Source organism: Paenibacillus sp. V4I9 (assembly GCF_030817295.1).
Lineage (GTDB): Bacteria > Bacillota > Bacilli > Paenibacillales > NBRC-103111 > Paenibacillus_E.
Genome location: NZ_JAUSZE010000001.1, coordinates 4,636,544 through 4,661,911, shown reverse-complemented (window position 1 = coordinate 4,661,911; position 25,368 = coordinate 4,636,544). Strand labels below are relative to the sequence as shown.

The 25,368-nt window shown below is 45.7% G+C and carries 19 protein-coding genes; 13 read left to right on the top strand and 6 right to left on the bottom strand.

All coding sequences use genetic code 11. The features are described from left to right. Positions 1-32 precede the first annotated feature (32 nt). From QFZ81_RS21985 to QFZ81_RS21970, 4 genes are all read left to right on the top strand, one after another. Positions 33-1,472 (top strand): ABC transporter substrate-binding protein, encoded by a 1,440-nt coding sequence (locus QFZ81_RS21985; RefSeq protein ID WP_307604701.1) that lies wholly within the window; start codon positions 33-35, stop codon positions 1,470-1,472. Between the two features lie 119 nt (positions 1,473-1,591). Continuing rightward, positions 1,592-2,506: a carbohydrate ABC transporter permease gene (locus QFZ81_RS21980; RefSeq protein WP_307604700.1), complete on the top strand. Its 915-nt coding sequence runs from the start codon at positions 1,592-1,594 to the stop codon at positions 2,504-2,506. Then, positions 2,506-3,336, top strand: coding sequence for a carbohydrate ABC transporter permease (locus QFZ81_RS21975; RefSeq protein ID WP_307441472.1), 831 nt, complete (start codon positions 2,506-2,508; stop codon positions 3,334-3,336). Before QFZ81_RS21980 ends, QFZ81_RS21975 begins: the two co-directional genes overlap by 1 nt. 243 nt (positions 3,337-3,579) lie before the next feature. Beyond that, positions 3,580-6,672, top strand: coding sequence for a DUF5695 domain-containing protein (locus tag QFZ81_RS21970; protein ID WP_373463786.1), 3,093 nt, complete (start codon positions 3,580-3,582; stop codon positions 6,670-6,672). Positions 6,673-6,746: 74 nt separating this feature from the next. On the opposite strand, the gene QFZ81_RS21960 is transcribed toward QFZ81_RS21970, so the two are convergent. Genes QFZ81_RS21960 through QFZ81_RS21950 form a run of 3 tightly spaced genes read right to left on the bottom strand, consistent with a single transcriptional unit; the run spans position 6,747 to position 9,308 of the window. Then, the gene (locus QFZ81_RS21960; RefSeq protein ID WP_307604698.1) at positions 6,747-7,595 is read right to left on the bottom strand and encodes a MetQ/NlpA family ABC transporter substrate-binding protein; all 849 of its coding nucleotides are present in this window, start codon (positions 7,593-7,595) and stop codon (positions 6,747-6,749) included. A gap of 28 nt (positions 7,596-7,623) precedes the next feature. Next, entirely contained in the window at positions 7,624-8,286 is a 663-nt protein-coding gene (locus QFZ81_RS21955; RefSeq protein WP_373462617.1) for a methionine ABC transporter permease, read from the bottom strand. Further along, positions 8,283-9,308 carry a methionine ABC transporter ATP-binding protein gene (locus tag QFZ81_RS21950; protein WP_307606989.1) on the bottom strand — a complete coding sequence of 342 codons (1,026 nt, stop codon included), beginning with the start codon at positions 9,306-9,308 and terminating at the stop codon, positions 8,283-8,285. The genes QFZ81_RS21955 and QFZ81_RS21950 overlap by 4 nt, the downstream gene beginning before the upstream one ends. A 241-nt stretch (positions 9,309-9,549) precedes the next feature. Between QFZ81_RS21950 and QFZ81_RS21945 the strand changes: the two genes are divergently transcribed. Continuing rightward, complete coding sequence (locus QFZ81_RS21945; protein ID WP_307604696.1) at positions 9,550-11,211, top strand: hypothetical protein; 1,662 nt, start codon at positions 9,550-9,552, stop codon at positions 11,209-11,211. Positions 11,212-11,235: 24 nt separating this feature from the next. Continuing rightward, a complete protein-coding gene (locus tag QFZ81_RS21940) occupies positions 11,236-12,195 on the top strand; it encodes an alpha/beta fold hydrolase (RefSeq protein ID WP_307604694.1) in 960 nt (319 codons plus the stop codon). Between the two features lie 45 nt (positions 12,196-12,240). Here the strand turns inward: QFZ81_RS21940 and QFZ81_RS21935 are convergent, their stop codons facing one another. Beyond that, on the bottom strand, positions 12,241-13,119 hold the full coding sequence (locus QFZ81_RS21935) for a helix-turn-helix domain-containing protein (protein WP_307604692.1): 879 nt from the start codon (positions 13,117-13,119) through the stop codon (positions 12,241-12,243). A gap of 130 nt (positions 13,120-13,249) precedes the next feature. Between QFZ81_RS21935 and QFZ81_RS21930 the strand changes: the two genes are divergently transcribed. Beyond that, positions 13,250-16,225 (top strand): family 78 glycoside hydrolase catalytic domain, encoded by a 2,976-nt coding sequence (locus tag QFZ81_RS21930; protein ID WP_307604690.1) that lies wholly within the window; start codon positions 13,250-13,252, stop codon positions 16,223-16,225. 401 nt (positions 16,226-16,626) lie between these two features. Here the strand turns inward: QFZ81_RS21930 and QFZ81_RS21925 are convergent, their stop codons facing one another. Then, entirely contained in the window at positions 16,627-17,340 is a 714-nt protein-coding gene (locus tag QFZ81_RS21925) for a DUF977 family protein (protein WP_307604688.1), read from the bottom strand. Beyond that, positions 17,315-18,946, bottom strand: coding sequence for an ATP-binding protein (locus QFZ81_RS21920; RefSeq protein WP_307604686.1), 1,632 nt, complete (start codon positions 18,944-18,946; stop codon positions 17,315-17,317). Before QFZ81_RS21920 ends, QFZ81_RS21925 begins: the two co-directional genes overlap by 26 nt. Before the next feature lie 225 nt (positions 18,947-19,171). On the opposite strand from QFZ81_RS21920, the gene QFZ81_RS21915 reads away from it, so the two are divergent. From QFZ81_RS21915 to QFZ81_RS21890, 6 genes are all read left to right on the top strand, one after another. Then, positions 19,172-20,239, top strand: coding sequence for a Bug family tripartite tricarboxylate transporter substrate binding protein (locus QFZ81_RS21915; RefSeq protein WP_307441489.1), 1,068 nt, complete (start codon positions 19,172-19,174; stop codon positions 20,237-20,239). Between the two features lie 75 nt (positions 20,240-20,314). After that, positions 20,315-20,773, top strand: a complete 459-nt coding sequence (locus QFZ81_RS21910) for a tripartite tricarboxylate transporter TctB family protein (RefSeq protein WP_307441490.1) — start codon at positions 20,315-20,317, stop codon at positions 20,771-20,773. 55 nt (positions 20,774-20,828) lie between these two features. Then, positions 20,829-22,355, top strand: a complete 1,527-nt coding sequence (locus QFZ81_RS21905) for a tripartite tricarboxylate transporter permease (RefSeq protein WP_307604683.1) — start codon at positions 20,829-20,831, stop codon at positions 22,353-22,355. Between the two features lie 95 nt (positions 22,356-22,450). Beyond that, a complete protein-coding gene (locus QFZ81_RS21900) occupies positions 22,451-23,374 on the top strand; it encodes an AEC family transporter (protein WP_307441493.1) in 924 nt (307 codons plus the stop codon). 31 nt (positions 23,375-23,405) lie between these two features. Continuing rightward, positions 23,406-24,839, top strand: a complete 1,434-nt coding sequence (locus QFZ81_RS21895; protein WP_307441496.1) for an NAD-dependent malic enzyme — start codon at positions 23,406-23,408, stop codon at positions 24,837-24,839. Further along, positions 24,836-25,078: an HPr family phosphocarrier protein gene (locus QFZ81_RS21890; RefSeq protein WP_307604681.1), complete on the top strand. Its 243-nt coding sequence runs from the start codon at positions 24,836-24,838 to the stop codon at positions 25,076-25,078. The genes QFZ81_RS21895 and QFZ81_RS21890 overlap by 4 nt, the downstream gene beginning before the upstream one ends. Positions 25,079-25,368: the final 290 nt, after the last annotated feature.

Genomic DNA, 25,368 nt, shown 5'->3' with positions numbered 1-25,368 from the left:
AAAATGATAAACGATCATTTGGAGGGGTTAATTTGAAGTCTTTGAGAAAAGGATTAAAAGTGAGCACGGTTACAACGTTAGCGTTAGGTTTAATGGTCGGTTGTAGTTCAACGAGTACCCCAACATCCACCGATATCGCTTCACCGACAGCGAACACTCCGGCAAGTTCGACAGCTGCGGCAGCAACGAAAACGCCGGACGGCGGAGAGAAAGTGACGATTCGATTCACGGATTGGGCGAACAATGAAGAAGCGAAATCAACACGAGTTAGCTTGGACGCCTTTGAGAAAGCGCATCCAAACATCAAGGTTGACTATCAGAACGTAGCACTCGCTGAATTTGGTGCAAAGCTTAGCGCCATGGCCGCATCTAAAACGCTACCCGATATCAGTACGATGCTGGAAGCACAAGCGCTCAAATATGCAGAATCAGACATCCTGATGGATTTATCACCGTACTACAAAGATGGCTCGGTAACACCGAAGCTGGAAAGCAACAAATTCGTCACCCCTGACGGTAAATTGCTAGGATACAGTGTTGCTAACGAAATCATCCTTCTTCACTATAACAAAGCTATGTTCGACGAGGCGAAGCTTCCTTATCCGCCTGCCGAGACTGAAAAAGCTTGGACTTGGGATCAAATGCTGGATGTCGCTAAAAAACTAACGAAAGATAAGGGCGGTAAACACCTTGGCGAAGCAGGCTTTGATGCCAAAAACATTGTGCAATACGGAATCAACGTGTCTCATGGTCAAGACTTCTTCTGGACACCTTTCGCGATTTCCAATGGCGGTGGGGAAGTGAGTCAGGACGGTAAGCAGCTTTTGCTCGATAAACCGGAAACCATTGAAGCGATTCAAAAAATTGCGGATCTCTCGAATATTGAACATGTCTCGCCGACGGCTGCCCAGTCATCTGGATTGCCAGGCGATGTTGGTCAATTGCTGCTTTCCAAAAAAGTGGCGATGGTTACTTCCGGACAATGGGAACTGGTCAATATTAATCCGCAGCTAAAAAATGGACTAAAAAATGGTATTGGCGTGCTTCCAATCTTCAAAAAGCCTGCAACAACCAATACAGGAACGCCAATGGTCGTGTATAAGAGCACGAAGCATCCGAAAGAAACCATTGAGCTGTATAAATGGCTAATGGATATTGAGAAAAACTTAGCTAACATTGATAGTGGAGTATGGATGCCGACGGAAATGAGTTGGTACACGGATCCTGAGAAAATCAAGAGATGGACGCAATCACCCGTTCATCCGCCAGAGTATAAAACGGCTGTCATTGATTACGCTTTAAAAGCAACCTATCCTACGCCTTGGTTTTTCCTTCCTACTTACAGCCGGATTGGCGATGTATTGAATCCTGGATTGGATCAGGTCTGGTTAGGAACTAAATCAGCTAAGGATGCCATATCAGAAATGATGCCGAAAATTAAGCCGATTTTTGAAAGTGGAAAGGCCAATTAAAGACTTTATCAAATGAGTTAACAGGTAGGCAAACAGCACCCAGGAATAAGGTGTATTCAAAGTGCTTGTTCCTGGCGTGCTACGATGTAAGTTTTGCCACACATAGGAGGTACAGGTTCATGTCCACAGGTCAGCAGTCCAGTTACAGAAGCCTCAAACGGCAGCAGGTGATTGTCGGATACTTGTGCATCCTGCCAGCTATTCTGGGACTATTCATCTTTACGCTCGGTCCGTTGCTCTATAGCTTATATTTAAGCTTTACGGATTGGACCATTCTGAAACCGAAACAATGGGTTGGCTTCGAGAACTACCGCCAAATATTCACGCAGCATCTCTTTTTCTTCGACTCTCTCAAAGCTACGGCCTATTATGCCATCGGCTCCGTTGCAGCCTCGATCTTGTTTTGCTTTGTAGTCGCGTTGTTTCTCAATCAGAAAATAAGAGGCCGAGCCGCTTTTCGTGCTATTTTCTACTTACCATCAATCATTCCGGTGCTCGCGAGCAGTATCATTTGGTTATGGCTCTATAATCCCGATTTCGGCATTATTAATCATCTCTTAAGTTTTATTGGGATTGATAAGCTGATGTGGGTCAACAGCCCAGACACGTCTGTTCTTTCGATGATTATCATTGCGGTATGGGGATCCGGCAACGTCATTGTGATTTTTCTTGCAGGCCTGCAAGATGTGCCTGCGCATTTACTCGAAGCTGTGGAAATCGATGGTGGAGGCTGGTGGCACAAATTACGTTCCGTAACCATTCCGCTCATGTCGCCCATCATTTTCTATAACGTCATTCTCGGATTTGTGAATTCGATTACGGCTTTTACACAAGCATATGCCATGACTCAAGGAGGACCGGGTAACTCAACTTTATTTTACGCCTTTTACATTTATCGAGAAGCGTTCCAACGTCAAAATATGGGCTACGCCTGCGCACTTGCTTGGGTACTATTCATCATTGTTGCATTCTTCACGTACTTGTTATTCCGTTCTTCAGCTGGATGGGTACATTACGAAGGAGGGAACAAATAATGACTTACCGTTTCAGAGGCAAAATCGTTACGTATGCCGTACTTTTCCTGCTTTCGCTTATCGTATTTTTCCCCATGTATTGGATTGTTCGTTCATCCTTACTCAACCTGCAAGAGATTTTGGAGTTTCCACCGATCTGGTTTCCAAATGCATTCCGTATCGATAATTACACCGAAGTCATGGAACGTGTTAATTTCGGGAAATATTTTCTGAATACGTTCGTGGTCATCATACCGGTGTTAGTTGGTGTGGGTCTGACGGCGAGCTTAACGGCATATGGATTTGCGCGACTTGAATTTCCGCTTAAAAACCTCTGGTTCTCTCTCATCATCATGACGATTTTACTTCCTAGCATTGTCACTTTAGTCCCCACATACATTGGTTGGTCCAAATTGCAGTTAACGAATACCTATTGGCCGTTAATCATTCCTGCTTTTTTCGGCGGCGGCGCTTTTAACATCTTCTTACTGCGACAATTTCTAATGACGATTCCCAAAGAGCTTGACGAATCAGCTGTTATCGATGGTGCCGGGTATTTTACCATTTACCGCAAAATTATTCTTCCTCTCATTAAACCTGCGATTGTCGTTGTTCTCTTATTCACATTCGTAGGCGTATGGAATGACTTTCTGGGTCAGCTTGTGTATCTGAATGATGCCAATAAATATACGGTGTCACTTGGATTATCCACACTTCGTGGAGCCAACAATACACCGATGAACCTGCTTATGGCGGGAACAGCAATCATGGTCATACCAGCTGTAATTGTTTTCTTGTTTGGACAGAGGTATTTCATTGAGGGAATAGCAACAACAGGCATTAAAGGATAATCCAAGAATAGCCAAAATAGAGTGACAGACAACGTAAGGGGCGTTCTGTCTATTCTCTATCGCCATAGGTGTATGCGTTTTCATTTAATGAGTAAGGCTTGTCTCTCGATATATGGCTGAAAGGGGGTGATGAAAAGTCAACCGCTTCAAAAATAGTTTTACGAATTCTATTTGATGGAGGTGCAATTCATGAGAATGCCAAGCTTTCAATACAACAGAAGTATTCTTGCTCTACTCGTCAGCATGTTTCTGACTGCCATTGTTTGTTTGTGCTTTTCCCCTGGTATGGCGTTCGCGAATACCTTATCGAACAGTACGTTCAATGTGCAAACAGGGACGAATGGTGAGATTACGTCGCTTAAGTTAACAGGAGACACTTTCTCCACGGACTATGTTATGAATGCGACAAACGCGCCCAATCAGAACACGGCCGATCATGAATGGCTAGGCGAATTGATGTTCACGTACAAGTTGGGCAGTGGGGCTTGGACCAAGGCCTACACGAATAAATCTGCAGATGGGAGAACGATTACACAGAGCGGCAATACCGTGACGGTCACGTATCAGAATTCAGCGAATGCCGAAGGAATTAAGAATTTTAAAGTGGTTGTGACCTACTCTTTAATCAGTGATTATTTGCAGTGGTCCATCAATATTATGAATACAAGTACACAGTCCATTGAGTTCGGGGATGTCGGACTTCCGCTTCCTTTCAATGAATTCTGGACAGCAGGGAATGATCCGATCTATGAAACGAGGGTAGTCACTCATTCCTATGTAGGTAATAATAGCTCCTACATAACGGCTGCTCGTCCAAGTGGAATTGGTCCATTCTTACTGATGGTGCCGGACGCAACAACAGGAGCCGGTTTCGAGTACCAAGATCGTTGGAGAATTGAAGAGCATCCGGGCAGCATGTGGGCCATGGATCAAGGCGGTTGGGTAGAGGGCTTAAATGTTTTCTATATTCATTCCAACGTGATTAAAAGCACCAGTCGTGGATATTTACCGAATACGAGTCTGATTCTCGCTGCGAATCAAAGCAAAACGTATGCGTTTAAATTCTTTAAAGTGGCGAATGAAAGTGCGATGAAAGATAAATTATATACGGAAGGTATGGTCGATGTTACCGCCGTACCAGGTATGATGTTCGCAACGAATATGAAGGCGAAGATCGATCTGCATACTTCCAAAACGATCACATCTGTTACAGCGCAGTATCCGTCTGAAACAACGATTACGTATCTGAATACGACAGGCACCGATCATAAGATCTATGAGCTCAATTTAAATCATCTCGGGCCAAACAACATTACCGTTAACTACGGGACTGGTGAGAAAACGGTACTGCAATTTTATGCCATTGAACCTATCGATGCAGCGTTACAAAGACATGCAACGTTTATGGTGAATAAAACGCAGTGGAATGCACCCGGTCAAATTTATGACAAGGTGTTCGATGATTGGATGATGCAAAATAAAGCCAAGCGGGGTTCCTTTGCCGGGTATTGGGGCTGGGGCGACGATTGGGGCTATACACACGGGCAATTCCTTGCTGAGAAAAACGCACTGACGCCAATAGCTTCTGAGGTTACCGCAGTAGATCAATATTTAGAGACGGCGATCTGGAATCGACTCATGGTAAATAACCATAGCGATTATCTCGTTCATGATTTCCTGATGCCAGAGCCGAACGATACGCCTACCTACCGCGGCTATGCTTATCCGCACATTTATAACACGTATTTCAGCATGTACAAAATCGCGAAGCTTTACCCGAATCTCATCACATACACGCAGCCTAAAAACACCTATTTGCTAAGAGCATATAACATTTTCAAAACCTTATATGATGGCCCTGTGGCTTATAACTGGAATACCGGATTGATGGGTGAATTAACGACACCTGATATCATCAAAGCCTTACAGGATGAGGGCTATAGCACTCAGGCCAATGATATGATTGCGAAAATGGCAACGAAATATAACAATTTCAAAAACACGACCTACCCGTACGGATCTGAATACTCCTATGATAATACGGGGGAAGAAGCCGTGTACACCTTGGCCAAAATGAATAACAATACCACGATGATGAGTAAAATTAATAACAAAACTCGGGCAGCCCGCGGTCAAATGCCGATCTGGTATTACTATGCGGACCCGGTGACGATTACAGGCGAGAATTGGTGGAATTTCCAATATACCGTATCCCTTGCTGGGTATGCCATGGACGATTGGATTCGGAACCATTCCACAACACCTGAAGTTGAACAGCGATTGTCTTATGCAGCTAAAATTGCCAATGTCGGCGCGATTAATTCCGGACAAATCTCCTCAGATGCTGCCAATATCGGTGCCGTTTCCTGGACCTACCAAGCGGAGAAAGGCAATTATGGAGCCCTCGGTCTGGATGGTGGACCTTTGTTTAATGGCTGGAGAGGGATGAGCGGTGAAGCCGATCTAGGTTTGTTCGGCGCACTCAAAATTCTAAGCAGCGACATCACTGTCGATCCCATTTTCGGACTGTTCGGCTATGGGGCTGATGTTACTCAAAGCGGTTCTAGCTATGTTATCACCCCGAAAGATGGTTTGTTCAAACGCTTGAATCTAATCACGCAGAAGCTATCCATGGAGCTGGAAAAGGATCAGTATACCTCAGCTACTGTGGCGCTTGCGAAAAACAATATCAACTTTACGTTGAAGAATCTGACGCCTGGTACAGCTCATACGACGAAAGTGACATTTAGCGGTCTTGCGGCAGGCTCCTACGACATCTTAGTCAATAATGTAAATGTAGGAACGGTAACTGCTGTGAATAGCGCGAAAACAAGCATTAATCTTAGTGTTGGAACAGCTGCCACTTATGATGTGAAATTGCAGCTTGGAACTGCTGCCGGCCCCGTTGACATAGCTCCTCAAGGGACAGCTACGACCTCGTTTGTATCTTCTTGGGAGAGTCTGGCTGGCTTAAACGATGGGTATACGCCTACAAGTTCCAATGACAGAGGGCATGCTGTGTATGGAAACTGGGATAATCCGGGAACTACGCAGTGGGTTCAATTAGATTTTACAACCGCTAAGACGATTTCCGGATCAGATATTTATTGGTTTGATGACGACCAAGGCATCGACCTTCCTGCATCCTATACGCTGCAATACTGGAATGGTAACGCGTGGGTCAATGTGGGAAGTCCATCTGGATTAGGTGTCACGGCAAATCAGTATAATACGACGACCTTTACTCCGGTATCGACGACCAAAATCAGATTGAATATCACAGCGAAATCGACATTCTCATCAGGGATTGAATCGTGGAAGGTTTACGGGTCTTAACTGTGAAAAAAGCTGTCCCTCAAGGTCTTGAAACGACCTAAAGGAACAGCTTTTTGTTTGGATCGAAAGTTTGCTTAGAACGCAGGCACGATAGCACCTTTGTACTTATCTTCGATGAACTTTTTTGTATCAGCGGAGTTCAGTTCTTTAGCAAGCTTTTGCATCGCTTCGGAATCCTTATTGTCCGGACGGGAAACGATGATGTTCACGTAAGGTGAATTTTTGTCCTCGATGAACAAAGCGTCTTTCGTCGGATTTAGATTCGCTTGAAGTGCGTAGTTCGTATTGATCAGAGCCAAATCAAACTCACCGATCGTACGTGGCAACATAGCAGGGTCTAATTCTTTGATTTGAAGTTTCTTTTTGTTTTCCACGATATCTTGAACCGTACCTTTGATGCCAACGCCGTCTTTCAGTTTAATCAAGCCGTTTTTCTCCATCAACGCAAGCGCACGGCCGGCGTTAGAAGGATCGTTAGGAATAGCGATCGAAGAGCCATCTTTCAATTCTGCAGCGGATTTCACTTTTTGGGAGTAAGCGCCGAACGGTTCGATGTGAACGCCAACTACTTTAACGAGGTTTTGTTTTTTATCTAGGTTATATTGATCCAGGTAAGGCTGATGTTGGAAAAAGTTAGCGTCCAATTGTTTTTCAAACACTTGTACGTTCGGTTGAACATAATCGTTAAACTCAATAACTTCAAGCTTAACGCCTTGTGTTTTCAATTTATCTTTCAAACTATTCAAAATTTCGGCATGAGGGACGGAAGATGCACCGATTTTAAGTGTAACTTCTTTTGCAGCAGCCGGAGTAGCAGAGGCAGCAGGTGCCGAACTTGCAGGCGTTTCAGCAGCTTTCTGTCCGCATGCTGCAAGAGCAAGCACAACGAATAGAGCCATTAAAGATAGCGTAAGTTTCTTCATGATGAGATTACCTCCAAGATAATGTGTTTTATTTGCGGTTAAATTTGGCGACCAAACGGTCTCCTAGCATTTGTAAGAGCTGAACGAATAGAACGAGAATGACAACGGTCACGATCATGATATCTGTACGGAACCGCATGTAGCCGTAGCGAAGCGAGAGATCCCCAAGGCCGCCGCCGCCAACTACACCTGACATTGCGGAGTAGGAGAGCAGGGCAACAGCTGTCACGGTGACGGCTGAAATCAGACCTGGGCGCGCTTCCGGCATCAGGACGCGCCAGACGATTTGCCACGGCGTAGCGCCCATTGACTGCGCGGCTTCAATAACGCCGCTGTCGATCTCGCGCAGCGCGGTTTCAACAAGCCGCGCGAGAAACGGCGCGGCTGCGATAACAAGAGGCGGGATCGCGCCTTGTACGCCGATGGTTGTATGCACGATGGCCTTCGTGATCGGAAAAACCGAGATCATCAGAATCACGAAAGGCACGGAGCGCAGGATGTTCACGATCAGCGAGAGCACTCCGTAAAGCGGCAGATTTTGCAGCAGCTGCCCTTTGGAAGTAAGAAATAAAATGATGCCCAGTGCCATGCCGATAATGACAGTGAATAAGAGCGACCAACCCAGCATTACGAGTGTATCACCAGTTGCTTTCGTAATTTCGGACCAGTTAATATCCCAGGTCATATTCATTGGTTGAGAACCTCCACGTCGATTCCTTCTTGCACAAGTTTGGCAATCACAGAATCGATTTCTTCTTGGTGTCCGCCTGTTAATTCCACAACCAATTGACCGTAAGGGACACTTTTCATAGAAGAAATAGTACCCTGAAGGATAGCAAAGGACACATTCGTCGACTTGACGGTTTCGAACAAGATCGGTTCATAGGTTTTGGCACCGATGTAGGTAATTCGGATCACCGTTCCGTGCTTTTCCCCCAGCTTCACCATCGGATCCTGGTCTGGACTTTGTGCGAAATCCGAAACTTGTCCGACGAATTCCTTCGTTACCGTATGCTGAGGCTTCAGGAATACGTCAAGTACTTTCCCGGTTTCAACAATCAAGCCTTTCTCCATAACAGCTACACGGTCACAGATCTCACGAATGACCTGCATCTCATGTGTGATGAGCAGGATCGTAATGCCAAGCTTTCGATTGATATCGAGCAGCAGCGCAAGAATTGCATTCGTTGTTTGAGGATCAAGCGCTGAGGTCGCTTCGTCGCAGAGTAGAATATCCGGATGATTGGCCAAAGCTCTTGCAATACCGACACGCTGCTTCTGCCCGCCTGAGAGCTGGCTTGGGTACTTATACGCGTGTTCCTGGAGACCGACTAAATCGAGCAGCTCCTTGATTCTCGCTTGAATCGCCCCTTGCCCCATCCCAGCCAATTTCAGAGGAAAGGCAATATTTTCAGCAACGGTAGAGGAAGAGAGGAGATTGAAATGTTGGAAAATCATCCCGATTTTGCGGCGTTTCGTTTGCAGCTGGCGAGAATCCAACTTTGTCATTTCTTCACCATCAATGTGAATGCTGCCAGAGGATGGTCGCTCCAGTAGATTTACACATCGCAGTAAAGTACTCTTTCCTGCACCGGAGTGTCCGATAATGCCGAATATTTCTCCGCGATCGATATGTAAATGGATCTGCTGGATGGCCGGTACACGTCCCGGTATATCCTCATATACTTTTTGTAAATTTTCGATATGAATCAGGATGAATACCTCCTATTCCATGCAAATATTGGTGATTTTATATTTTGACCAACGGTAGATCATTTTATAAGAAATTGCAAGAGGATGCAACATTTAAAATATGGAAAACGAATCCTCACTTTGCATTGACGCTCCAATTATTTACATATAAACTGAGGTTAACCGTTTCAATTTAGAAAGATAGCGCTTAATTAGCGTGAAAAACTGCATTTTTTAAGTTTTTGATAAGGAGTGTACAAAATTGACAAATTTGCAACAACGCCAATATGAAGTCTTGAGCAAAATTGCCGCAGCGGCATTCAAACAGCCTCTTCAGAGCAGCGGATTATTATATCATCACGATATCCGAGATAATTTTTACTATGCTTCTTATTTATTTGCCGCTTCTCAGGAGGAAGCTATCCCATTTAACGGGGATCGTGTACAGGCTAAGCTCAAGGCTGAGGGCATCCTGCTTCATGTACTGGAACTCCAGGACCAGAATGAAGAGAGTGTAACCTATGGTCATTGGCCCTTACATCTAAGACCTACTCCACAAGAAGCACCGAAAAATACACTTCCTGTTGAATTAATGGGAAGTCTGATGGTTTATTTCTATCAACGCTATTCAGACAATTTGAGTGAATCATTGCGAAACTTATTTGCTTTAGCGCTGCTGCATATTTATAGAAGCAACTTTTATCGTAAACCATCTGAGCATTACAACCATCATGAAGCGAAATACACAGCAGCTAAGCTTATTTTCGGACAGCTTTATGAGGATAAGGCATTGCTTGAGGATGGCTGCCAATGCTTGCGAAGTACGCTGGATCGGGTTACTTCGATAGGCATGTCGGAGTATGGAGGGTTACCTTGGTTCTGGCACTGGGTGCAGGCTTTTACGTGCGCTTGGGAGCTTATGAAGGATGCAGAAATCAAAGCCGAATTAGCTCATTTATTGGACTACCTCTGGGAGGTTCGCTCGACGTATTATCTGGGAGGGGCATGGGTGGGCCCGCATTCGCGGATATGGCCGCATGATATGCCGAAGGACACCAATGTGCTGCACGATTATGTCCAGTTTGGCGATTTCACATTGGCTGATTACATGCCTCGAACCGAGTATGCAGGTTTTATTGCCTATGAAGCTTCGTCAGAAGTCAAGCGTACGGCCTTACAACGTGGGGCTCCGGTAGAAGTTACTCGCAGAGTTCCCAAACAAGCAGCTTTAGCTATTAACGATTACGATGTGCTGCACAGTTATGTATATATCACAGAAAACTTTGCAATAGGCGGTATGTGGGAACGCGTACAGGAGTTTGATAATGAGCAACATCGCTGGGATGTAGGACTTCCGTTAGATACGGTCCAAGGTGTAAATCATTTGTATTTTTTTCACCCAGGTCAAGGCTATGCAGAAGGAGATTTACGTCATCAAAGTGAGTATTCCGAAGTGCTTTTTCATCAAAATGCATTGATCGCTTCCTATCAAATTCCAGATGGTCAGCCTGAATTCATTATGGGATGTCTGCCTGTAGGAGATTGGATTGAGGAACCGAATGGACTTTTTGGATTGTGTGGTCATGTTTACATGGCTGTTTATGTACAGCAGTCCTTTCTAAGAGAATTGCGTGAAGATCGATCCGTTGTCACAAGCAAAGGAAAAACGAATTCCGTAGTTGTCGAGTGCATCGACCAGAAAACAGCTGAGACCCTTCAGATCAGGGATATACAGCAATTTGCGAATGTGATGAAGCAGAAACAACCCGTTTATACCTTGTCCAGCCAGGGCGATTTGCAAATCACCTATACGACTTTGAAAGATGAAATGATGGCTTTAAGCAGTGGCTTATATAGTGACAGGAAGATCATCAGACTTGTGAATGGCGAAGCTGTTGATTTCACTACCTATACGGTCGCTTGAAAATAAAAGAAAAGAGGATTTGACATGCCATTATTTGATTTTCCATTAGACAAGCTACTTACTTATGAAGGACGTAATCCCCGCCCTGAAGATTTCGATTCTTATTGGGAGCGGGCAATTGCTGAAATGAAGGCTGTCGATCCCCAAATCGAACTTCGTCCGAGTGAATTTCAAGTGCCTTACGCCGAATGTTTTGATCTCTATTTTACAGGTGTCAAAGGGGCTCGTATTTATGCCAAATATGTTCGTCCTAAACACGCAGATAAGCCGCATCCTGCTATCGTTGAATTCCATGGTTACTCCGGTAGCTCTGGCGATTGGTCAAATAAATTACCGTATGCCGCTCTAGGCTACTCGTTATTTTCCTTGGATTGCCGTGGTCAAGGCGGTTTATCGGAAGATGCGGGTGGTGTAAAGGGGACGACGCTTCGCGGACATATCGTTCGCGGCTTAGATGATCACCCTGATCAATTGCTGTACAGGGATATTTTCTTAGATACGGCTCAACTCGCCGGCATTGCGATGAGCATGCCAGAGGTTGATCCCGAGCGTGTAGGCGCATTGGGTGGCTCTCAAGGGGGCGCTTTGACGATCGCTTGTGCTGCACTGGAGCCTCGCATTAAGCGGTTAGCGCCAGTTTATCCATTCCTAAGCGATTACAAGCGTGTTTGGGAAATGGATTTGGCGAAGGATGCCTATCAGGAACTGAAGGACTTCTTCCGCCGTCACGATCCACAGCACAAACGCGAAGATGAAATATTCACGAAGCTTGGCTATATTGACATTCAGAATCTGGCAAATCGCATCCAAGGTGAAGTACTGATGGCCGTTGGTCTTAGCGACACCGTATGCCCGCCTTCCACGCAGTTTGCTGCTTATAACAAAATCAAGTCGAAAAAGCAGTTTGAGTTGTACCCGGATTATGGTCATGAAGGTTTACCTGGCTTCAGCGATAAAACCTTGCAATTTATGTTAGGCCTTTAAAATGAAATGCCTCTCACATCTTCGTGATGGAGGGGCATTTTTTGTTTAACTATTCTGCTGTCGGAACTGGCTGGGGGTGACACCGGTCAGCTTTTTAAATAGATAATTAAAAAATTTCATATCCTGATAGCCGACACTTGCGGCGACATCACTGATCTTGTGATCGTTCGCTCGTAATTGCTGACAACAGGCTTCAATTCGTGCGTGCTGTACGTACTCCATGAAGGACATTCCCGTATGCTTTTTAAGCTGGCGATGAAGCTGACGCTCGCTGATGGTCAATCTGGCGGCAGCTTCCGTGAGCGATATTGGGCTGCTGCAATGCCCGCGAATATGGGCGAGGAGACTATCTAAGTCCTGTAGGCTCGCTTTGGACGATTCCGATGTGAAATCCATTTTGGAGCGATACATGTAAACAAGAAGCTGTTCCACACAAGTTTGTAAAATCGTCATAAAACCGCTTCGATGGGCGTTATATTCGAAGTGCAAACGTTCAAAAAGAGGCTGGAATTCCCCATTGCGCTCTTTAAAAGAGAGCCAAGTAGAGTGTTCGGTTGCCTGCATAAATAGGACGTTGAAGTCATCGTTACTTCCATGCCATTGCGAGTAAAATAACTGATTCAACCATTCCTGGGTAAAAATGCAATTGTAAACCACAAGGTTTTTTTTCTGAGCAGTAGATGATGGGCGAAACACATGGGAGACGCCAACCGGAATGAAAAAGAGATCTCCTTTGGATACGGGTAATGAGATATTGTCGATGTAATGTGCACCACTGCCCTCAGCTACATAGCTAATTTCAATAAAATCATGCGTATGCTGCAGCATTTCAAATGATTCGTGAACTCGGTTGACGTAAAGCGGAAGTTCTGGGAGGAAAAATTGATCGCCGGGCGTTTCGATAATGCTTCGTTTAATCGTCATCTCGTTTTACTCCTCTAATGTCAATTAAGACCCTAATGAATGTCGGAATTAACCCTAAAAATGAGTACGCTCTCATCATAAAATAAAGGCATTGAAGTAACAATCATTATTTTTGGTGGAGGCAGCTGAAATGAGACAATTAAAAACTGACTGGCAAGCTCAATGGGTTTGGGGGAATGGTGAAGCAAGTCCAAGAAATGAGTGGCGGTGTTTCAGAAAGACATTCAATGTGGGCGCTGAAGGCTGGGGAGCAGCAAAGATATCCATTACTGCTGATTCGCGCTACGCTTTATATGTGAATGGAATCAAAGTGGGACGAGGTCCTGTTCGTTCATGGCCTTTCGAGCAGTCTTATGATACTTATGATATTGGACACTTGCTGCATAAAGGACGACCTAATGTGATTGGGGTCATGGTGCTCCATTTCGGTATGTCCAATTTCTATTATTTGCGCGGACGCGGCGGTTTGTTAGTGCAAGTAGAGAGTGAGCGTGAGGGTCATTCTGTCGTAGAGCTGGTGACGGACGAAAGCTGGAAAACCTCGCTGCATCTTGGGTATGATAGCCGCTCTGGGCGGATGTCGTGTCAGCAAGGCTTTGCTGAGCGGATGGATGCAAGCGCTTGGCCAATGGATTGGTATTTGCCAGATTACGATGATTCTGCATGGGGTCAAGCCACTATCGTTGGAGCTGTTGGTATAGAGCCGTGGAGCAGTCTTGTGCCGAGAGATATTCCATTCCTTACTGAGGAACTCGTGTGGCCGGTTCGTATCGAATCCCTCCATCAGGTAAAGCCCGTTGCATGGACTGCCTCGATTGATGTCCGTAATCAAATGGTGCCAGAGAGTGTGAATCATGCGAATCCAGTGGGTTTTGCTGGGTATATGGCAACGGTAGTGAGAACCGAGAAGGCAGTAAAAGCTGTGTTAGGAATCGTACAGCCGAGCACTGTGAAGGGATGCAGCGTGAATGGAGAGTGGCTAGAACCGGAGCGTTACACGGGTGTATTGCCGGAAAGGTATGCTGAGATAGAACTGAAGGCTGGAGACAATCTCATCTTGTTGGAGACGACTGGCGTTGATCATGGCCGAACGCTGCAGTTGGGCATTGATTGCGATGCTTATTTTGAGGTCGTTTCTCCTTTAGGGGAGGCAGGCATCGATACGTCACCATTTATTTCAATTGGTCCTTTTGCAGCTTTTGAATGCATTGATCACCAGGAAAGCAGTGATACTTTGCACCCATATGAAGGATTTGGGTCTTCTTCAACGGGTGATGATCGAAAGAATGAATTGGAAGCCGATACCTATCCCGCTTTTAACACGTATGTGGAGATTCGGAGTCTTTCTACTGCTAATGACCTGAGTCGCTATACGGATTGGATTCGGCCTTTCCCACTGGAATTGGTGAGCAGGGATTCTATCTTTGCACTTAGTGTCTGGAAAAAAGAAGCGCTGGCGCAAGCTGTTCCTTACCCTTTGCAGCAGGCAGTTATCCCAAGTGTGAATCCTGCAATATTGCCGAGATATGAGGGTGCGGATACGGAATTTATCCTTGATTTTGGCCGTGAGTTATCTGGCTTTATACAATTTGAAGTAGATGCCGCTGAAGGAACCATACTTGATTTCTATGGCTATGAATACATGCGCGACGGGTGGCGTCAAGACACATTCGATTTAGATAATACGCTGCGTTATACGTGTTCGGAAGGACTTCAATCGTATACCTCTTATGTGAGGAGAGGATTCCGATATTTGATGGTTACGGTAAGGAATGCTGCAAGAGCAGTCAAAATGTATGGCGTACAGGTGCAGCAAAGTAATTATCCCATAGCCGAGATAGGCAAGTTCCAGAGTTCTGATGCGCTTTTGAACGATATATGGCAGATTAGTAAACACACAACCCGACTTTGTATGGAAGATACATTCGTAGATTGTCCAGCTTATGAACAGGTTTTCTGGGTTGGGGACAGCCGGAACGAGGCATTAGTCAATTATTACGTGTTCGGAGCTACGGAGATAGTCGAGCGGTGTTTGCGGTTAGTGCCTGGTTCCAGCACACAAACACCGTTATATGTGGATCAGGTTCCTAGTGGGTGGAGCAGCGTCATTCCGAACTGGACGTTTTTCTGGGTGTTGGCCAGCTTTGAATATTACGAGCATACAGGCGATGAGGTTTTTGCGAGAGACTTATGGCCGCATATTCGTTATACCCTTGAGCATTATGAACAAAAATTGGATGATCGTGGATTGTTGTTTATAAAAGGCTGGAACTTGCTGGACTGGGCACCGATTGATCAGCCGAATAATGGGGTGGTCACCCACCAGAATATGATTCTAGTCAAAACGCTGCGAAGCGCGGCAGAGTTGGCGAAAGTCGTTGGCGATGTGGAAGAAGCAGCAGAATATGAAGGGAAAGCGCTTCGTCTGAGCCAAGCAATTAACAAGCATTTATGGAGTGAGGAGCGCAGTGCATACTTGGATTGTATCCATGCGAATGGCCGAGCTTCGACTGTTTTTAGTATGCAGACGCAGGTTATTGCCTACTTATGTGGTGTCGCTGAGGGCGAACGTGCAGAGCAGATGAAGATATATTTGTTTGCTCCGCCGCCGGATTTTGTTCAAATCGGGAGTCCGTTTATGTCCTTCTTTTATTATGAGGCTCTCGCGAAAATGGGCCGCATCGGTATTGATCGTATGATCACAGATATGCGGCAGCATTTTGGGCAAATGATTGAATATGACGCCACGACCTGCTGGGAAATGTACCCGAATTTCGCGGAAAATAGAGCGAACCCTGACATGCTGACGCGAAGTCACTGTCATGCGTGGTCGGCAGCGCCGGGCTATTTCTTAGGCGCGCATGTGCTTGGTGTCACTCCCGCCGACAAAGGCTGGCGGAAGGTCGTTGTTGCCCCGCAGCCTGCGGATTTGCAGTGGGCGAGGGGCACTGTTCCACTGCCGCAGGAGGGACGGATCGATGTCGCTTGGCGACTCGAGGAGGACGGACGCGTGATGCGGCTGCAGGTTTGGGCGCCGCGCAGCGTGGATGTGGAGATCCGCATCCCGGACGGCATGGACGGGATTGTGGAGCGTCACGAGGTATGACTTAAGATACGCCGGTTGGTTAGGCCGGCGTTTTTGTTTGGAGATTTTATCGTTTCAGATCCTAGGTGGGGGTGTATTGGACTGAAAATTGGGATGAGAGGACCAAAAAGGTCTTCTCAGAGGTGAGTAAACTTTGTTGTAAAGCTGAAAGTGCCGAAATGGCGATTAAAGCCGTAGGTTTTGAGGTTTTGCGTGTTTGAGGTTTAATGTAGGATTATTGGTCTGGAAATCGAGCTGTGAGGACCAAAAACGTCCTCTCAAAGTGAAGAACTAACTATCTCCAGCTGAGAAGTCAGAAAAGGACGTTCAGATCCTAGTTAGGAGTATTTGCCTGAAATTTGTTTAATGTCAACGCTAGTTTTCGGCGATACACCACGGTCTAGTGTGCATAACTCTATCAATCAAGCGTTTTTCCTCCGGTAAACCCGCTCCGGACGACCGACCACACCGTAAGACAGGTCGGCGTATAAATCGCCTGAGCTGACTAAGTGCTCGAGGTAGCGGCGGCCGGTGGAGCGGCTGACACCGATTTCTTTGGCGATCTGATCAGCGGTCAAGCCGCCGGATGCGCTAGAAATCGCTTGTACGATTTTTACCAACGTTAGCTTATCAATCCCTTTGGGCAGGAAAGAGGTGTCCAAGTTGTTTTCTTTCTTGGAAGTTCCTGACATAAGCCGATCAACATCGCTCTGATTGATCATGCCGCTTTGGTTCATCCGACTTAGTTCACGATGGAAATCCAGATAGCGCACTAGCGTTTCTTGAAGCCGATTAAAGACGAGCGGCTTGATGATATAATCAAACGCACCGCTCCGTATAGCATCCCGAATGGCGTCTATTTCTTTGGCAGCTGTGATCATAATGACGTCTGTTTCCCGGTAATGCTGCCGAATAAAGGAAAGCATCTCTAAGCCGTTGGCGCCTGGTAAATAGACGTCGAGTAGGACGAGATTCGGAGTCAGAATTTCCAACTGTTCCTTGGCTTGACCTAGATCCGTGGCGATACCGACAACGTGGAATCCATCTACTTTTTCTATGAATCGTCTGTTAATCTCGGCAATTTTCACATCGTCTTCTACAATTAATACTTCAACAGTTTGATTCTGGTGTTCCATGGGGCAGACTCCTTTCTTTGAGATCAGGGATCTTGGGAATCGCAACGGTGAAAATTGTGCCGCCTGCGGGATTTTTATGAAACGTAATGTACCCACTCAACTTTCCGACAGCATGCTGGACCAAAGCGAGTCCAATGCCGCGGTGTTCCCCTTCTTTGGTCGAAAAGCCTTTTTCAAATACAGCCATACTCGTTTCCTCAGGAATTCCTACGCCTCGATCTTCACATTCGATAATAAGATCCTCACCGAGGTCGGTTAGAAATAATTTCACATACGGTTCCGTCTGATCGCCACCAGCAAGTACAGCTTCCATGGCATTGTCAACGAGATTACCAATGATGGTGACGAGCATATTTCGATCAATTTGAGCTGGGATGTCGCTGAATGAGCTTTCGTGATCGATTTCGAACGTTATCTTTAATTCTTGCGCATGGTTAAATTTACCAATGAGCAGCCCGCCAATCATGGGATCTGGGATTTCTCGCATAATGAATTGTACCCAATTCTGATGCACATCGGCCTCCCGTGAGATAAGTTCGACAGCTTCTTGATACGATTCCAGTTGGATTAATCCAGATATCACATATAGCTTGTTCGAAAATTCATGCGTTTGTGCGCGAAGCGCCTCTGCAAAGCGTTTGACCTGAGACAGTTCTTCGGCCAATCGATACAGCTCTGATTTGCTGCGAAAGCTTGAAACTGCACCGGTCACGCCTAATTTTCGCTCAATAATCGGTACCCGATTCACAATAACCTCATGGTCGCCAATAAGCATTTCATGGTCAAATTCAGCTTTACCCGAACGAACGACTTCATACAATCTCGTATTCGGTATCATGTCCTCAATATGTCTTCCAGTAATCTTTGCTGTGACAGGCAGCTGCAGCAGCTGAAGCGCATAGCGATTTGCCATCGTAATAATACCCTCACGGTTTACCGCAATGATGCCTTCGCGTATGGACTCTAGAATCGCCTTCTTTTCGGTATATAATGCGCCGATTTCCTTGGGCTCTAAGCCATGAATGGAACGTCGGACGTTATTGGCGATGAGGACAGAACCGACAAGTCCAATGAGCAGAACAATGAAAGAGATCATCTCAATTCGTGTTTGATACGCAGTGGTAATTCGTGCAATGTCCTCAGTCAGGAAGCCGACGGATACGATACCAATCACTTGACCATTGTCGCCAAATACCGGAGCTTTGCCGCGGAGTGAGGGACCCAGAGACCCTATAGCCTTAGAAATAATGGATTGCCCCTCGAGAACGGGACCGTTGTCTCCACCGACCATTTCTTTGCCTATTCGATCAGGCAGGGGATGCGAATAACGGATACCTTCGCGGTTCCCAACAACGATGTATTCCGCAGCTATTTTCTCACGAACCGACTCCGCAATGGGTTGAATGACGGCCGAGGGGTCATTTAATTGAAAGGCATGCCTTATTTCTGGCATACTAGCCACGGTTTCCGCTACCTTCAAGGCGCGTGTACCAATCTGATCCTCAAGGGCGGAAGTCATCAGGTAATAGAAAATGCCGCCTAGACTTAGGATGATGAAGACAAGCAGTGAACAAATAATCAAGATTAGCTTGGTTTGCAGCCTCATTCCGAGTTAAAGCCCCCCGTTTTTGCTAGTATTGTATCATAAAGCGCTCTCATTTAGAGGGAAAACGCGTTGGAGCCGTCGTGAACAATATGAACAAAATGCCCAAAACGATGTTATTATAATTAATCTTGTTAAACTTCTCAAATTTCTATTCAGGTGATATTCTGAAAGCGCTTCAAAGAAAGCGGATTCACATATAACACCAAAAAGTTGGAGGGGTTTCATTTGATAAAAAATGTCTTAGCAGCATCTTTGAAAGTAACATCGATCAGTTTATTAGCAATCTCCTTGGCAGCATGCGGAAATGGGGCAGCTAAACCAACAGACGCAACGGGTGACAAGGCCAAAGAAACAACAGCACCAGCACAAGCGGCATCCAAATATCCAGAAAAAGCGCTGAGCATCATCGCGCCATCCGGTGCAGGCGGCGGTTGGGATATGACGGCTCGTACGATTGCCAAAGTATTGTCGGAAACGAAAGCACTTGATAAGCCGATTTCGGTTGAAAATAAGCCGGGTGGAGGCGGTACCGTCTTCATGGCGGAATATGCTACGAAAGATGTGAAAGACAATTACAAATTGTTCGTTAGCTCACCGCCTATTCTTATTAACCATCTGAAAAAAGAAGGCAACACGCCATACGGTTATACAGATACAACGCCACTTGCTCAATTGACGAAGGATTATGGCGCAGTTGCGGTTGCGGCAAACTCAAAATATAAAGATTTGAAATCACTGTTGGATGATATGAAAGCGGATCCTACGAAACTGACGGTTGCTGGTGGTTCTGCACCAGGCTCCATGGATCATCTGGTTTCCATTCTTCCTGCCTTTAAATACGGTATCGACCCGAAAAAGGTGAAATATGTATCCTATGATGGCGGCGGGGAAGCGGTAACAGCATTGCTCGGTGGTAATGCGGATGTGCTTGGAACTGATGCATCTTCCTTGGATCAGTATGTGAAAGCTGGCAAAATCAGAGTGCTAGCTGTGGCATCTCCGCAACGACTTGGTGGCAGCATGAAAGATGTTCCAACGATGAAAGAGCAAGGTGTTGACGCTGAGTTCTTAATCTGGCGCGGCTTCTTCGGACCTAAGAATATGGACGCTGGGGCGAAAAAGTTCTGGGAAGATACGATCAAGAAAATGGTTGATTCCGATACATGGAAAAAAGAAATGACAGCAAACAACTGGGAAACAGATTATAAAAAAGCGGATGATTTCAAAGCTTTCCTAGGTCAGCAAGAAACGCAATTGAAAGATATGTTGACAGCTTTGGGTATGCAGAAATAAGAGAGCCTTTGGATGCTGGGGAGAAGCGAATTTGACTTCTTCCCATGCACGAAGGGCGGGAGGTTGAGAAGGCATATGAATACCATGTTTGACCGTTATGCAGGTATCGTTTTTTTCGCTATCGGCACCACATTTGTGATCGGCAGCAGGAGCATTTCAACAAGTGCATATGGCAGTAATGTAGGCGCAAATATATTCCCAATGATGCTGGGGTCTTTCCTAGCATTAATGAGCATTCGTCTCATTTACGATACATTCCGCAAGCAGCAAACGCAAAAGCATAAAGAAAATTTGGATTACAAAAGATTTGGTATCATTTTCGTTTCAGCAGTCCTATATGCGTTATTTCTGGAAGATATCGGATTCGTCATCTCCACGTTTCTCTTTTTAATGATTGGGTTCCAAACGATGCAAAAAGGTAGAGTTTGGGTTTCACTTTTGATCTCAGCTGCATTTTCCTACGGGGTGTATTCGCTGTATGTGAATGGATTGGATGGGTCGCTTCCTGGATTCCCAACTTGGTTAGGCTTCTAAGATATCGCTTACGCAGTGGGTTTGCTAAAAAGCAAGCTCTAAGGAGGTTATTGAAATGAGCACGATTGATTATGTGCTTCATGGCTTGGGTACTGCAATGCAGTGGCACAATGTCGTGTTTGTTTTTCTAGGCGTATTAATTGGTACAGTGGTAGGTGTCCTACCCGGGATTGGACCCATGAGCGGTGTAGCTCTGTTAATCCCGATTACAGCGACTATGACCGCAGGATTAGGTCCTGAAGAAGCCGCGACGAGCTCCATTATTCTGCTCGCTGGTGTCTATTATGGAGCGATGTATGGAGGTTCGACGACTTCCATCCTGCTGAATACACCGGGAGAATCTTCTTCCGTAGTAACGACCCTAGATGGTTATCAGATGGCTAAACAAGGCAGAGCCGGGGCTGCGCTTGCGATATCGGCGATCGGTTCCTTTGCAGCCGGCATTATTTCTCTAATAGGCCTTATCTTCCTAGCTAGGCCCTTGTCGGCAGTTGCCATCAAGTTTGGCCCTGCCGAATATTTCTCCCTCATGGTTCTCGGCTTACTCGCAATCAGCGGTCTAGCTGGTAAATCCATGGTCAAAGCTTTAATGATGACAGCTTTCGGGCTGCTGCTTGCAACGATCGGTATTGATAATGTATCCGGCGTTGAACGGTTTACATTTAATATTCCGGAGCTCTATCAGGGTTTGGAGTTCCTTACCGTGGCCGTAGGTACATTCGCTGTCGGTGAAGTGTTCAAGACCATTCTGCAACGAGAAGGAAACGATGGTGAATTGGCCAAAATCAATCGCATCCTACCGACCAAACAGGATTTAAAAGATAGTGCGGCACCTATCGCTCGAGGCTCAGTTCTTGGATTTTTCATCGGGCTTTTACCTGGAGCAGGTGCCATTCTAGCCTCCTTTTTCGCTTATATTGTAGAAAAGAAAATCAGTAAAAATCCCGAGAAATTCGGGAAGGGTGCCATTGAAGGTGTAGCTTCTCCGGAAGCTGCGAATAATGCGGCATCAGGCGGCGCCATGATTCCACTTTTGACACTCGGCATTCCTTCATCCGGGACAACTGCTATTCTGATGGGTGCTTTCATTATGTACAATGTTCAGCCGGGTCCTTTGTTATTCCAAGATCACCCGCAGCTCGCATGGGGCGTTATTGCCAGTATGTTCGTGGGTAACCTGATGCTGCTTATTCTGAATATGCCGCTCGTCAAAGTGTTTGCCAAAGTCATTGAAACACCAACGAAATATTTGATTCCATTAATTATCGTGTTTTCCGTATTCGGAGTTTACGCGGTTCAATATTCAACGTTTGATTTGCTCTTGATTATGGGCTGCGGTCTTGTTGGGTACTTCTTATCGAAAAATGATTACCCGTTAGCACCACTGGTACTTGGTCTTATTCTTGGACCGATGCTGGAAAATAACATGCGCAGAGCATTGACCATTTCGAATGGAGATTTCATGATTTTCTTACAAAAACCTGTTTCCCTCGCCTTCTTAATTATCGGTTTCTTTTGGTTGACGATCCCGTTAATCCTAAAGATGAGAGGCAAGAATGTTCTTGTAAACGAAGAAGCATAAGCTGGACGAAAACCCCTATGATGCTGGGTGGAGCTCTGATACCAATCAGCCTCTACCTTGTGTACTAGGGGTTTCATTTCATGGAGTGAATTCAGATGGACGTACTATTTCTTATCGTGCTCAATGTCATTGTACCTGTTTTTATATTAATTGGAGCTGGGGCTTTTATGCATCGTGTATTTCATTTCGATATGAGTACACTGTCTAAGCTCAATGCGTATTTCTTACTTCCAGCCGTCTCTTTTACGAATATTTATCAAAGTAAGCTGGAATGGAGTACGCTGCTGCAAATCGTTAGCTTTTTGCTTCTGCAAAGTATTGCTTTAATCGCGCTGAGTGTAGGAACTGCAAAGTTAGCTAAATTTGATAAAAGCTTGTCCTCCAGCTTTTCGAATAGTGTAGTGCTAAGCAATTCGGGTAATTTCGGCTTGCCGGTGTCACAGCTAGTGTTTCAGGGGAACCCGGTCGGCTTGTCTGTTCAAGTTATTGTAACCATCTATCAAAACCTTTTAACCAATACATATGGGTTGGTTAATGCTGTTTCCGCTCAAAGCCAAGGACAGAAGATGCTGCGAGAGCTTTTGAAAAACCCAATGATTCTTGCATTTTTACTTGGGTTACTGATGCATATTCTAGCGATTCCAATACCGGCATTCATATGGCATCCGCTCCAGAATGTATCTAACGCCTTCCTTGCTATAGCACTAGTTACGCTAGGTGCACAGAGTGCTTACTTGCAGTTTAAGCAGCTTAGCAGCGCACTTATTTTCAGCCTTCTCGGAAGACTTGTTGTCTCACCGATTCTCGCACTAATCTTGATTTTACTGCTTCATTTAGAAGGGACAACCGCACAAGCCTTGCTTATCGCCAGCTCATTTCCCACGTCAAGGAACAGCGCGGTATTTGCATTGGAATACGGGAATCACCCGGAATACGCGGCTCAAGTGGTCCTTCTTTCTACTTTACTCAGCAGCTTGACTGTTACCGTAGTCGTGTACGTATCGAAACTATTATTTTAGGCATGATGCCCGTAGAAACGAGGAGTTCACTTTGAAAGACACGATTGGTGGCAAAAGCATTATTCTGCGCGTGGAGCTGCAAACTGAAGCCGTTCATTTTGGACAATTAATCACTGTCATTACGGAAAATGGTGGGGATGTTATTGCCATTGACGTTATCCAAACAGGCCCAAATTGGACGGTTCGTGATATTACTGTCACAGCATCCGAACAGGTTCAACTGGAGGCCGTCACCGGCGCCATCAAGTTGCTTCAGGGTGTAAAGCTTGTTCATGTATCGGATCGCACCTTCCTGCTTCACCTAGGTGGCAAGATCGAGATGAAGCCTAAGGTGCCGATTCAGAATCGGGACGATCTGTCTCGGGTATATACACCCGATGTTGCGCGAGTTTGTATGGCGATTCATGAGAAGCAGGAGAATGCGTACAAACTTACAATTAAGCGGAATACGGTTGCTGTTGTTTCGGATGGCAGTGCGGTACTAGGTTTGGGAAATATCGGACCCTACGCAGCTATGCCAGTCATGGAAGGTAAGGCGATGCTCTTCAAGCAGCTCGCGGATGTCGATGCTTTTCCAATCTGCTTAGACACGCAAAACACGGAAGAAATTATTGCCACGATTAAGAATCTAGCCCCAGCTTTTGGCGGGATCAATTTAGAGGATATCTCTTCGCCGCGTTGTTTTGAAATTGAGGAAAGGCTGCGCGAAGAGCTTGATATTCCTGTATTCCATGATGATCAGCATGGGACGGCAGTCGTTCTATATGCGGGGCTCATTAATGCACTGAAAGTCGTTGGGAAATCGATTAACGAAGCCAAGGTTGTCATTTGTGGCATTGGGGCGGCTGGCATAGCTTGCTCCAACATACTACTCGCAGCAGGTGTCAAAGAATTGATCGGAGTTGATCGAGAAGGAGCTTTGGTGAGCAGCACTTCGTATAGCAATCCCATGTGGAACTGGTACGCGGAACGGACCAACCCGAATCGACTAACGGGTTCCTTGCACGAAATTATTGAAGGGGCCGATGTCTTTATCGGATTATCCTCCGGTGGTGTGCTGAAGCGCCTCGATGTTGAGCGGATGGCGCCGCATCCCATTGTTTTCGTGATGGCGAATCCGACACCGGAGATTCATCCTGATGAGATTGAAGACATTGCAGGCGTAATAGCGACCGGAAGGTCTGATTTCCCGAATCAGATTAATAATGTCCTATGCTTCCCAGGCATATTTCGAGCCGCGTTAGACTGCCAGGCTACGACAATTAATGAGGAAATGAAGCTAGCTGCTTCCGCTGCTATCGCCTCTGTTGTAGCCCCGCAAGAATTGAACAAGCTGTACATTATTCCGAGTGTTTTCAATCAAGAGGTAGTTAGACGTATTCGAACAGGGGTCATTGAAGCAGCAATAAGAACCGGAGTGGCTAGGAGAATGCCGCGCGAATTCAGGTCGGGGGGATCCATATGAGTGGTTTAGGGACAAGAGCGATTGTAGAAATCAACCAAATGGCAAATCAATTTCAATCGAGCATTGTTATCAAAGTGGGCAAGCGTTTCATCGATGTCAAAAGCATTCTTGGTCTAAGCATTACACTCTTCAGCAACGAGGTGTACCATTTAGAAATTCATGGCCCCGACGAAGCTGAGGCTAAGCTTGCCATGGAGGAGCTATTTATCAAACATGGGCTTCCGCTTAGCGGAGTTTGAACAGGAACGAAGGGTTGTCACTAAAGGGCAACACCGAGTGAGAACAAGAAGTGGCAACACCAATCGAGCAATCCCAAAATCTGAGCAAAAAACCTTCAACACCACTATTAGAGTGGAGCTGAAGGTTTTTTTATCGCATTTTACTTACATTGGAGAAGATTTGTTACACAAGTTGTACATCGTACAACAATTTCCATGATTTCTTCTTGTTAAACGGAAGATGTTGTATGTTGTGCAACAATTTAGCCTTCATTCCTGCTTTTGAGTTACTTTTTGCTGAGATTGTTGTA

Bases quoted from the DNA above. Each gene is read 5' to 3' on its own strand.
- QFZ81_RS21975 (WP_307441472.1), top strand. From the start codon at position 2,506: ATGACTTACCGTTTCAGAGGCAAAATCGTTACGTATGCCGTACTTTTC.
- QFZ81_RS21935 (WP_307604692.1), bottom strand. From the start codon at position 13,119: ATGACGATTAAACGAAGCATTATCGAAACGCCCGGCGATCAATTTTTC.
- QFZ81_RS21920 (WP_307604686.1), bottom strand. From the start codon at position 18,946: ATGAGGCTGCAAACCAAGCTAATCTTGATTATTTGTTCACTGCTTGTC.
- QFZ81_RS21900 (WP_307441493.1), top strand. From the start codon at position 22,451: ATGGACGTACTATTTCTTATCGTGCTCAATGTCATTGTACCTGTTTTT.
- QFZ81_RS21890 (WP_307604681.1), top strand. From the start codon at position 24,836: ATGAGTGGTTTAGGGACAAGAGCGATTGTAGAAATCAACCAAATGGCA.
- QFZ81_RS21925 (WP_307604688.1), bottom strand. From the start codon at position 17,340: ATGGAACACCAGAATCAAACTGTTGAAGTATTAATTGTAGAAGACGAT.
- QFZ81_RS21970 (WP_373463786.1), top strand. From the start codon at position 3,580: ATGTTTCTGACTGCCATTGTTTGTTTGTGCTTTTCCCCTGGTATGGCG.
- QFZ81_RS21960 (WP_307604698.1), bottom strand. From the start codon at position 7,595: ATGAAGAAACTTACGCTATCTTTAATGGCTCTATTCGTTGTGCTTGCT.
- QFZ81_RS21905 (WP_307604683.1), top strand. From the start codon at position 20,829: ATGAGCACGATTGATTATGTGCTTCATGGCTTGGGTACTGCAATGCAG.
- QFZ81_RS21930 (WP_307604690.1), top strand. From the start codon at position 13,250: ATGAGACAATTAAAAACTGACTGGCAAGCTCAATGGGTTTGGGGGAAT.
- QFZ81_RS21910 (WP_307441490.1), top strand. From the start codon at position 20,315: ATGAATACCATGTTTGACCGTTATGCAGGTATCGTTTTTTTCGCTATC.
- QFZ81_RS21955 (WP_373462617.1), bottom strand. From the start codon at position 8,286: ATGAATATGACCTGGGATATTAACTGGTCCGAAATTACGAAAGCAACT.
- QFZ81_RS21980 (WP_307604700.1), top strand. From the start codon at position 1,592: ATGTCCACAGGTCAGCAGTCCAGTTACAGAAGCCTCAAACGGCAGCAG.
- QFZ81_RS21940 (WP_307604694.1), top strand. From the start codon at position 11,236: ATGCCATTATTTGATTTTCCATTAGACAAGCTACTTACTTATGAAGGA.